The 2,591-nt window shown below is 41.6% G+C and carries 4 protein-coding genes; all 4 read left to right on the top strand.

The window, feature by feature from the left end:
* Positions 1 to 454: hypothetical protein (locus tag H6G76_RS36415; RefSeq protein ID WP_242056696.1), on the top strand; the 454-nt coding region annotated here is incomplete at its 5' end.
* A 4-nt stretch (positions 455 to 458) separates the two neighbouring features.
* Positions 459 to 851 (top strand): ASCH domain-containing protein, encoded by a 393-nt coding sequence (locus H6G76_RS36410; RefSeq protein ID WP_190711044.1) that lies wholly within the window; start codon positions 459 to 461, stop codon positions 849 to 851.
* 155 nt (positions 852 to 1,006) lie between these two features.
* Positions 1,007 to 1,795, top strand: a complete 789-nt coding sequence (locus H6G76_RS36405) for a hypothetical protein (protein ID WP_242056695.1) — start codon at positions 1,007 to 1,009, stop codon at positions 1,793 to 1,795.
* A 179-nt stretch (positions 1,796 to 1,974) separates the two neighbouring features.
* The gene (locus tag H6G76_RS36400; protein WP_190711043.1) at positions 1,975 to 2,520 is read left to right on the top strand and encodes a sacsin N-terminal ATP-binding-like domain-containing protein; all 546 of its coding nucleotides are present in this window, start codon (positions 1,975 to 1,977) and stop codon (positions 2,518 to 2,520) included.
* Positions 2,521 to 2,591: the final 71 nt, after the last annotated feature.

The raw sequence follows: 2,591 nt of genomic DNA, 5'->3' as shown, positions 1-2,591 counted from the left end.
AGTTAATATTAGAAATTTTGTAAATTGTGGCTATTTTAACTTCTCTAACGTAAAGAAAAATAATCCTTCATTATACCAGAAAATATTTATGCAAGAGTTCTACTCTTGGGCTACTCTTGCACCTGACGAATGCCAAATTACAGAGCGTGACTACAAGTTCAAAGTCCACATTTTATCTAATGTTGAAAAGCGCAATTCAACCAATGCTTCGCGTGTCGTCAGTTCTGAAAACATCGAGTGGCGATTGTCTACCCACGAAGGGCAAGCTTTAGCACAACTGAATTTCGTGCTGTTAACCATCATCAACTACTGCGCTGCTCGACAAGCCAGCATCGGGTTTACTTTTACTGAACTTGGGACTACTGCGGTTATCTGCAATGGTCTGAAGTCTCAACCGCAGCTTCATCCGGCTATTGCTGCATTGGACGCATACATTCAACTACTTCAGTTTTAGCAATATGAAAGCACTGTCAATCCGCCAACCTTGGGCATGGGCAATCATTTACGCCAATAAAGATATTGAGAACCGAGTCTGGCCCATCTATTACAGAGGCGATATTCTCATTCACGCTGCCTCAAAATGTACCAAGAAAGAGTACCAGCAAGCTCATGAATTTTGTCAAAGCCTGGGTGTGTCCGTACCAGAGCTAAAAATGCTGCGCCGGGGTCAAATCATTGGTGTGGTTACGGTGGTTGGTTGTTTGTTCTCACCGACTGCTTCTGGCTGGGGTATGCCTGAACAATACCACTGGAAGCTGGCGAATCCACGCTCCATTACTCCAATTCCTTACATTGGGCAGTTGGATCTTTTTGATGTGCCGGATGAACTGGTCAAAGAAGCGATTGCTTAAACTCTTTTTGCCTCATGTCCACTCATACGGGGATGCTCACCATCTTTAAGTCGGAAGTAGGAATTGTTTTTCCTTCTGATTTCCAACTTCATACCTCCGACTTGTGAATGGGGTGTTACTTCCGACCTCCGACTTTTTACTTCCGAATTGTGAATATGTCTGTTGCGACACCCGAAAAATTCTTAGAGGACGACCTTCAAAGCTCACATCTTCGTAGTCAAGGATGCCTCTATCAGTACACCGAAACCAAAAAGCTACAAGATGGTTCAACAGCATTGTACCCCCGTGTCATTGGTGAACGTGACCCTAATAATTTAAAACACTGGCGTTGGGGCTACAACTGGGAAGAAAAAGTTCATGGTATTTGGAAAGGTCGTTCTATCGGCTCTATTCCCTGTAGTGCAGTACCTCTGATTCTCCAAATGCAACGCTCCGGGTCTACCAGAGATGACATCATTGCTTTTATAAAGAAAGCTAAAGCTAAAAAACTATCTTCTGGCAAACCTATTATTCCAGCCAATGCACCGATCGCAGTTGTATTACTCGCAGGGGGCGGCAGTGTCGAAGCTGGTATGGTGCAAGCGGGCATCCTTCCTGTCGTCGCAGTAGAACATGACCCAACAAAACCACAACTAAGTCAAGCGATCGCTCAGAATCACCACCGCAACTTCAGCGAGTATGGGTGCAAAGTCATTCAGCAAACAGTACAGGAAGTAGCACTCTCTGGTTTTGTTGGTTTTCCTACTAACCTCGACTACCTCCATGCTTCCCCGGTGTGCGCCAACTTTTCTGTTGCCCACACAGCCAAAGCCGGGATTGCTCTTGAAACTACTGACGGCGGTTGCGCTTTTCCAAAGGCTGGTGGTGGGCTAAAGTTGGGCAATGCCTTCTCTTTTAGAGACGCTACCGCAAACGGCAACCCCAACGGTATCCGCTTTGCTTAGATTACTCAATTCGATGAAGGTTCAAGAATTTTTTGCCCTATATTGTTTGACTAGCCTTTTGAGGGAAGAATATAAATAGTAAAAAAATGGGACTCAAATCAGGTGTTTCAGTCAAGAGTGTTATATTGCTGACCAAAAATTTGAGTTTTGTAGCAAAAATTAACTAAGAGAATATGCAAATGCTTTCACCCAAACAAATTATTGAAGATATCTCTAAAAACAGATATGGAATTGGCTTAAAGACAGAAAAAGCTGCTCAAGAAGCCATGAACCACTTAAGAAGAAGTTTAAACAGCGCCCTTGAACGACTTTCAGTAGACCTTTATTCTAAAGAAACTCATTTCGTCCTTGAACTTATTCAAAATGCAGACGATAACCAGTATAAAAAAGAAATTATTCCTACACTAATCTTGACAATAGATTCTCAAAAAATCGTTGTCAAAAATAATGAAACTGGATTTACTGAGGAAAATGTTAGAGCTATCTGTAATGTAGGAGCTAGTACAAAAACTAAAGTAAAAGGATACATTGGTGAAAAGGGGATAGGATTCAAGTCAGTATTTCGTATTAGTGATGAACCTCAAATTTTTTCTAATGGGTTTCAGTTCAAGTTTCAGCACCAAAATGATAAGGATCAACTGGGATTTGTTGTGCCAAGCTGGATTGAAACCGTCCCTAGATATATTGATTTAAATGGCTCTCCCAGACTAGATATGATAAATTAGTAGCAGAAATACCAATTGAGTAGAATTCTTCTTCTAAAATTATCAAAGTTAGTTAAACCATAAGCTCTTCT

The sequence above is a fragment of the Nostoc sp. FACHB-152 genome (assembly GCF_014697475.1).
GTDB lineage: Bacteria > Cyanobacteriota > Cyanobacteriia > Cyanobacteriales > Nostocaceae > Nostoc_B.
This window is presented reverse-complemented; position numbering and strand designations above follow the sequence as displayed.